This window comes from Ruoffia tabacinasalis, from assembly GCF_005864045.1.
GTDB lineage: Bacteria > Bacillota > Bacilli > Lactobacillales > Aerococcaceae > Ruoffia > Ruoffia tabacinasalis.
In genome coordinates this window covers 22,808-29,270 of the sequence record NZ_VBSP01000030.1, presented here as the reverse complement: position 1 = coordinate 29,270, position 6,463 = coordinate 22,808, and the positions used below count along the sequence as shown (strand labels likewise).

Annotated in this window: 6 protein-coding genes and 1 pseudogene; 2 read left to right on the top strand and 5 right to left on the bottom strand. The window is 37.7% G+C overall.

Annotation, left to right across the window (positions count from 1 at the left end):
• Positions 1–187: 187 nt before the first annotated feature.
• From FEZ33_RS13000 to FEZ33_RS08420, 3 genes and pseudogenes are all read right to left on the bottom strand, one after another.
• Positions 188–508: pseudogene (locus tag FEZ33_RS13000) on the bottom strand (transposase); the annotation flags it as partial.
• Positions 509–703: 195 nt separating this feature from the next.
• Entirely contained in the window at positions 704–1,081 is a 378-nt protein-coding gene (locus FEZ33_RS08425) for a hypothetical protein (RefSeq protein WP_138404964.1), read from the bottom strand.
• Between the two features lie 17 nt (positions 1,082–1,098).
• Positions 1,099–1,710: a hypothetical protein gene (locus FEZ33_RS08420; protein WP_138404963.1), complete on the bottom strand. Its 612-nt coding sequence runs from the start codon at positions 1,708–1,710 to the stop codon at positions 1,099–1,101.
• Between the two features lie 251 nt (positions 1,711–1,961).
• Between FEZ33_RS08420 and FEZ33_RS08415 the strand changes: the two genes are divergently transcribed.
• Positions 1,962–3,281: an IS1380 family transposase gene (locus FEZ33_RS08415; protein ID WP_138404962.1), complete on the top strand. Its 1,320-nt coding sequence runs from the start codon at positions 1,962–1,964 to the stop codon at positions 3,279–3,281.
• Between the two features lie 263 nt (positions 3,282–3,544).
• Here the strand turns inward: FEZ33_RS08415 and FEZ33_RS08410 are convergent, their stop codons facing one another.
• Positions 3,545–3,901, bottom strand: a complete 357-nt coding sequence (locus tag FEZ33_RS08410) for a cupin domain-containing protein (RefSeq protein ID WP_138404961.1) — start codon at positions 3,899–3,901, stop codon at positions 3,545–3,547.
• A gap of 123 nt (positions 3,902–4,024) precedes the next feature.
• Positions 4,025–4,786, bottom strand: coding sequence for a nucleoside phosphorylase (locus FEZ33_RS08405; protein ID WP_138404960.1), 762 nt, complete (start codon positions 4,784–4,786; stop codon positions 4,025–4,027).
• A gap of 192 nt (positions 4,787–4,978) precedes the next feature.
• On the opposite strand from FEZ33_RS08405, the gene FEZ33_RS08400 reads away from it, so the two are divergent.
• On the top strand, positions 4,979–6,298 hold the full coding sequence (locus FEZ33_RS08400; RefSeq protein WP_138404959.1) for an IS1380 family transposase: 1,320 nt from the start codon (positions 4,979–4,981) through the stop codon (positions 6,296–6,298).
• Positions 6,299–6,463 lie beyond the last annotated feature (165 nt).

Sequence of the window (6,463 nt, the reverse complement as noted above, 5' to 3'; positions counted from 1 at the left end):
TTTAACTGTTAGCTCCTGCCGAAGATCGTCACATCCGAGGAGGCTCATTGTCAAGGACAATCGGAATAGCATACGGAAAGAAGTTCTGCACCTTATAAAATTTGTCAAAAAAACTGTTGCCATTCCATCTAAAAATAATTCAATAAAAAAGATTATTATTCTCCACCAACGTCATTTGACGTAGAACCGAATTTTCAAAGTTCAAACGACCAGAAATTTGTTCTGGAGACCATTGTTCGTTGAGAAATAGTCATTTGACCAACTGGAAAATAGAGTCTTTATCTAGCGTGCGATGTCTGCCACATAGTTGTTTTCTACGTTTATACTCTCCATGAGCAGTTGACGGTGAATAACTGCCATCCTTGTTTGAATTACGATGTAATTCTCTTGAGATAGTCGATTTAGAACGGTCCAGGGTCTCGGATATATGCCCGATAGTTTCACCTTGTTCATACATTAGGAATATTGTTTCTCGCTCATTCATGGTAAGATGTGTGTATGGATTCATAGCTTTCTCCTTCTAATAGTTGGTTGGTACATCTATTTTATAGGAAAACTATGGATCTTTTTTTATTTTATTATTGTTGTTGCACTTAAATTGTAAATTCGTCAGATAAAAAAACCTTATCGCAAGAAAAGACTCTTACTATCGAATAAATATAATCGATAGTAAGAGTCTTTTCTAGGAATATTTCACCAATTTTTATTGATTCAAGAATTCTTCAAGAGTTTCCCTGTCAATTTCAAGTAAATCTTCGATATAAAGCTCATTATCAATCAATCCGGCCGTTGTTTCAACTATTAGTACATTATCGTCTCCAACGTCCATTACAAAATATTGAGAAACATTGATTGTAATATTATTGAACCTGTAATTACTCAATAGTTCAACGTTCTCCTCAGTGTCTGCACCTTCGGAAAAACGATCGCGGATAGTCTCTTCAGAAGCCATTCTATCAACAAGTTCAAGTGCAGTTTTAGGTTTACTATCTTGAACTAGAAACCATATCAAAAAACTAGAAAAAATGATTAACATAAGCAAGAAAGCTATGCTACGTGTATCAGAAAAATATTTTTTCATTCATAATCCATCCTGTTCTAATTATTATTTAGATAGACGTTGTAAATACCAGCATGGATCATGTCTGTTCTAGAACGAGTATCACCAGTACTCAAATAAGGAACCATGGTGGTACCAGAATTGTTACTATTAGGAACACTTATAGTAACATCTTCAGTGTATGTTCTTAGTCCTACTTCATCGTTGGCTACAACTTCATAATCGTATCTTTCAGTCCTAGAATAAGTAGTCCCTCCAACCGCTGTATCTATAAGGGCGCCTGTTCCAGAGCCTACCAAACCAACTCCTAGGGCAGTTGCTACAACTGGAACACTAAGTACTCCACCTGTTGCAACGCCAAGTAATGCACCTATTACGGTCCCAATAGCGGTACCTGCAGAGAATTCAAAAGTCCTTCTTGGACCATCAGTAAGAGTTCTTTCACCATAAAGTCTACCAGTCATATCCCAAGCAGAGCTGTACTCTACACCGTACAAGAAGTCATACTGTGTAGCCAATGTACCAATAGAATCTGAATTATCTGGAGAATTCGATACTCTTTGATCGAGCACACTGGTTCCTTCAACGGGTTCTTTCACATAGTCATTAATGTTAGATTCTGTGACTTTACCATTTTTATCAGTATACACAATCAATCCATCGTCGTAAACCGTTGTGGTGTCTAATAATTCTCCATCAGAATATATGCTTATTTTCTTACCATTATCCTGAATTATTCATACTTATTTGTCAGAACTAGCATTTATCCCGTATTAATACCGTTTACCACTCTAATCATTGTTCACCCGTTGGGTGAAGTAAAAAAGATACAAAAAGAGCACACTCTGTGATATTGTAAAGTCATCCAAAACCCAAAGACCAAAAAGAGGTGTGCTCTTATATGGAAACTTTACAAGAAAAATCGCTGAAATTCAACTCAAATATGATTGTTTCAAACGATGGAGGACAATTGTCCAATGATGCCGGACTTCTTTTACTTTTTGAGTTTTTACACAAGATTAAGTTTGATGAGATGCTTAAGGAGTTCTTTCATTTATATGATTCTCGTGCCTATTGTATTCATGAGTACGAAGAAATATTGAAGCAACTAATCGTACAACTCATCGCCGGTTATCCACAAGATTCCGCTGCGAACCGTCTACGCCTAGATCCTATTCTAAAGCAAGGGCTTGGAAAAGATCAGCTCGCTTCTCAATCCATGATTTCTCGCTTTATTCATGAACTGACTGAAGAAAATGTGGCTCAATTCCAAAAAATCGCCAAAGGCTTGGCAGATGATTGGATCCACCATACGAACACACAACACATGGTGATTGATATCGATTCTACGCACTCGGATACCTTTGGCCATCAAGAACACACAGATTTCAACACGCATTACGGTACCAATGGGTACCATCCTTTAGTCGCTTTTGACGGATTAACTGGATTGTTTTTAGATGCCCGCCTTCGTCCTGGAAATGTCTATACGTCCAATGCGGCAGAAGACTTTTTAGCCGCTATTATCCGTCAGCACAAGAAACATTCTTGTGAGATGTTTCTGACTGTTCGTGGAGACAGTGGCTTTGCCAAACCAGAGATCTATTCCCTTTGTGAAGAAGAACAAGTCAAGTATGTGATTCGGTTGAAAGTGAATCATAAACTGAAAGATCTCGCACATCACCGCGTGCATTATGGAGAAACCACGGACTTCACTAAGGACGAACACCAATATTTTATTATGGACTATCAAGCAGGTAGTTGGGATATTTCCCGAGAAGTCGCTGTAAAAGCGACTCGTGAAGCTGGAAACCTTCTGTTTACTAAGTATGAGTTTATTGTCACTAACTTTCATGGACTCTCTGCCGAAACTGTATTTAAGCTGTATCAAAAGCGTGGTACGATGGAAAATTGTATCAAAGAAATCAAGAATGGGTTTTCCTTTGATAAGACCGACAGCTCAACTTATGTGGCGAATCAAGCTCGAATGATGATGAGTTGTATCGCCTATAATTTGGTCCATCTCATGAAAGAAGCGACCTTTCCAAAGGAAATGAAGCGGTCGACCATTTCAACAATTCGTTTCAAACTCTTTCATATTGCAGGAAGGCTAACGAGTCATGCCAGGCAACTAAGAGTTCGTTTGGCATCATCTCACGTATTTGATTCCCTCTTTTGGGAAGTGCTTGAGAATATTCAATCGCTTGTCCTCTTGCATTAGCTTTTTGAATGAGTCAGACGTCTTTTTTTAAGTAGTGTAAAACCAAGGGGTGGTATACCCTTTTTTTGGGCGAACCTATCAAAATCTGCCTGAACCGCCTTTATTCGAGCCAGTCAAGACAACAAAAATACTCAAATGAACGAAAATAGTCAGTGAAATAGTTATCAACAGATAGCTATAAATTATTCAGGATATATATAATTAATTAAAATTCTTTTCAGTGGAAGTTTATTAAAATAAAACACTTTATAATTGAGTAACGTTTATTCCTTTAGTGACATAAACAAGGAAGGGGTCAATTCTTCACTTTCAACCACAATAGCAGTTAGCCCTACCTTAGTTTTTGTTTCGTGCCATTCATCTTTGTTCCAGAAAACAGCATCCCCTGGTTCAACTTTGATATATTTGGCTTTTTCATTACGAACATAACCTTCACCTTTCAAAATTAAAAGAAGTTGAGGAACGACTGCTTGGTGATAGCCTACAATACCATTTTCATCTAAGTGAATACACCCGATGTTAGTTAGATTATTTGTCTGAATAACACGAGACATGATGAAATTTGAATTGAATTTCGAAACATTTTTACCGTTGTCTTTACTAAAGTTATAAAACTCCATTATATCCTCCAAAATTTAATTATCCTATATTCTAAGCTTCTCCATCACTGTAACCTATCCTGCTTTATTAGCACAAGAAGCAACTGTTTAATATGATTGATGGTTTCCGTTAATGTATAGGTCTCATTTAACTATATTAACTGATTGTGTTGAGAGGTGTAATGCTACATCCCTGATTCTATCATCCGTTTCTAGTTCTAATTCTTCTCTGTTTTTTGTATAGGAATAGATAGTATCACCTTGAGTCAAATGATCTGATAAATTTAATAAGCCTATTGCCTTTTTATTTAACTTCTTCGCTACCGCTAACGTCGTTGCCGTTTCCATATCAACGCCCGTATAACCGTTATCGGACCATTTGTTTACCATGTCAACTGTTTCCAGAAGCATTGCACTTGTAGAAATTACACGTCCAATTGAATAGCTATATCCCTTCTTTTCACAGTAACTTATTGCTTCATTTACCATTGCTTCATCAGCTTTAACTACATCCTGATCAGGAAGGTACCACTGCGAAGCTCCATCTTGCATCCCGGCTTCAGTTACGATAAGTATATCCCCATATTTCACATCGTGTGTTAGTCCGCCACAATAACCCGTTTGAATAAATAAATCAGTTCCTGCTGCACCGAATTGATGGACAATGTTTGTTGCCATCGGCGCACCATAGACATTTGCGAAGCCGATCTTCGTCTCTCTATAATCACCTATTACTGTATTCCACTTAGGTAGCCAACTCTCATCTTTTAGTAATTCGCTCCATAATTTCAGGTTATCATCGTGCTCCCATTCACCATGAACTACAAAAGAAGCAGGAATTTTTTCTTCCCAAGCTCCTAATGCTTTTAACCAATCTTCTTTTAAAAACTCCCCGTATAATTTCATGAATTTCTCCCTATGTACTTTAATATATTTCTAATACCCTGAACAATTCATACTTTTCGTTGAAACATGTGCCAACTGCCTAACGGCAGCTTAAATTTACTTTTTCATTTTCACCTGTTAAGTGATGAAAAAAGAACCCCATTCTGATATGGTAAAGGTGTCTAAACCAACCATAAGAAAGGAGTTCTCTTCATGATTAGCTTACACAAAAACCAGGTAAAATTCAATTCAAACATCATCATTTCGCATACAGGTGGTCGTTTATCGAGTGATTCGGGTTTAGTCTTAGTTAAAGAAGTAATGGATACCTTCAAGTTTTCTTATTTGGCAAAATCACTTCTGGACATTAAAGATAACCGTGCTTACTACACGCATGATAATTTAGCGATATTAGAACAGCTCATTATGCAACTGATTGCTGGTTATTCGGCAGACTCGTCAGCTAATCTGTTACGACAGGATCCAGTCTTTCAAATGGTGTTAGGCAGAAAACAATTAGCCTCACAATCGTCAATTTCACGGTTTCTGGATCGTTTCACCACGGAAAATGTGGGTCAATTACAATCATTAAATCAGTCGCTCATTGATAAAGCGTGTTTGATTCGCAATGACACCGAGTTAATCATTGATCTCGATTCCACTCATTCAGATACCTTTGGCCATCAAGAACAAACAGATTATAATGCACATTATCAAACCTACGGCTACCCCCCATTAGTTGCCTTTGACGGACTGACTGGAGATTTCTTAAAAGCTGAACTGCGTTCAGGTAATCAGTACACATCTAAAGGGGTGAAAGCCTTTATCGACTCATTGTTACACCACTACAATGAATCCATACCGAATACTGACATATTGGTTCGTGGGGACAGCGGCTTCGCAACACCAGAGGTGTATGAGTCTTGTGAAGAAAATGAAAGTCAGTATGTGATCCGATTAAAGAACAATCGGAGGTTAAGTCAATTAGCTGAGCAATCCGTTCTTTACGGGGATAACCAAAAATGGGAAGATCGGGAAGTTCAGTATTTTTCAATGCCTTATCAAGCACAATCATGGTCGAAACCCCGTCGTGTCTGTATTCGATCAATCCGTGAAGCAGGAGAACTCCTCTTTCAACACGCATTCATTGTGACCAATCTGTCAGATAACGTATCGCCTCATGTTATATTTTCTCTTTGCGGCAAGCGAGGGACAATGGAGAATTTCATCAAAGAAGCGAAAGGTGGCTTATATTTCGATAAAACAGATAGTCCACGCTTCTTAGAAAATCATGTCAGAATGATGATTAGTCTGCTTGCATACAACCTCATCAACTGTCTAAAGACTATCGGCTTTGATAAAAAGAACCAAGGGATGACTATTCATTCAAACCGACTAACATTCCTTAAAGTCGCTGGCAAACTTGTGCAAACAGGCAGACGAGCCAATCTAAAATTGTCGAGTTATCATGTGTATCAAACTGAATTCTATAGGGTCTTCGAGTGCCTACGGCGATCCAGTCAATGGATTTAAATCAGTTATCACGTTATTTTTTTGAATCAATCGTCTACAAGGGAGAAGTATGCCTTCAAACAAACAAGAGAATCGTAAGAAGGTTCATTTAGTTAAAATCTACTTCGAGAACGCACTATTTTGTAGAAAAATTCCCAATTTTTCCAAGAACGATTAATTTATTCA

Coding starts and splice junctions, on each gene's coding strand:
- FEZ33_RS08425 (WP_138404964.1), bottom strand. CDS start 1,081: ATGAAAAAATATTTTTCTGATACACGTAGCATAGCTTTCTTGCTTATG.
- FEZ33_RS08415 (WP_138404962.1), top strand. CDS start 1,962: ATGGAAACTTTACAAGAAAAATCGCTGAAATTCAACTCAAATATGATT.
- FEZ33_RS08410 (WP_138404961.1), bottom strand. CDS start 3,901: ATGGAGTTTTATAACTTTAGTAAAGACAACGGTAAAAATGTTTCGAAA.
- FEZ33_RS08405 (WP_138404960.1), bottom strand. CDS start 4,786: ATGAAATTATACGGGGAGTTTTTAAAAGAAGATTGGTTAAAAGCATTA.
- FEZ33_RS08400 (WP_138404959.1), top strand. CDS start 4,979: ATGATTAGCTTACACAAAAACCAGGTAAAATTCAATTCAAACATCATC.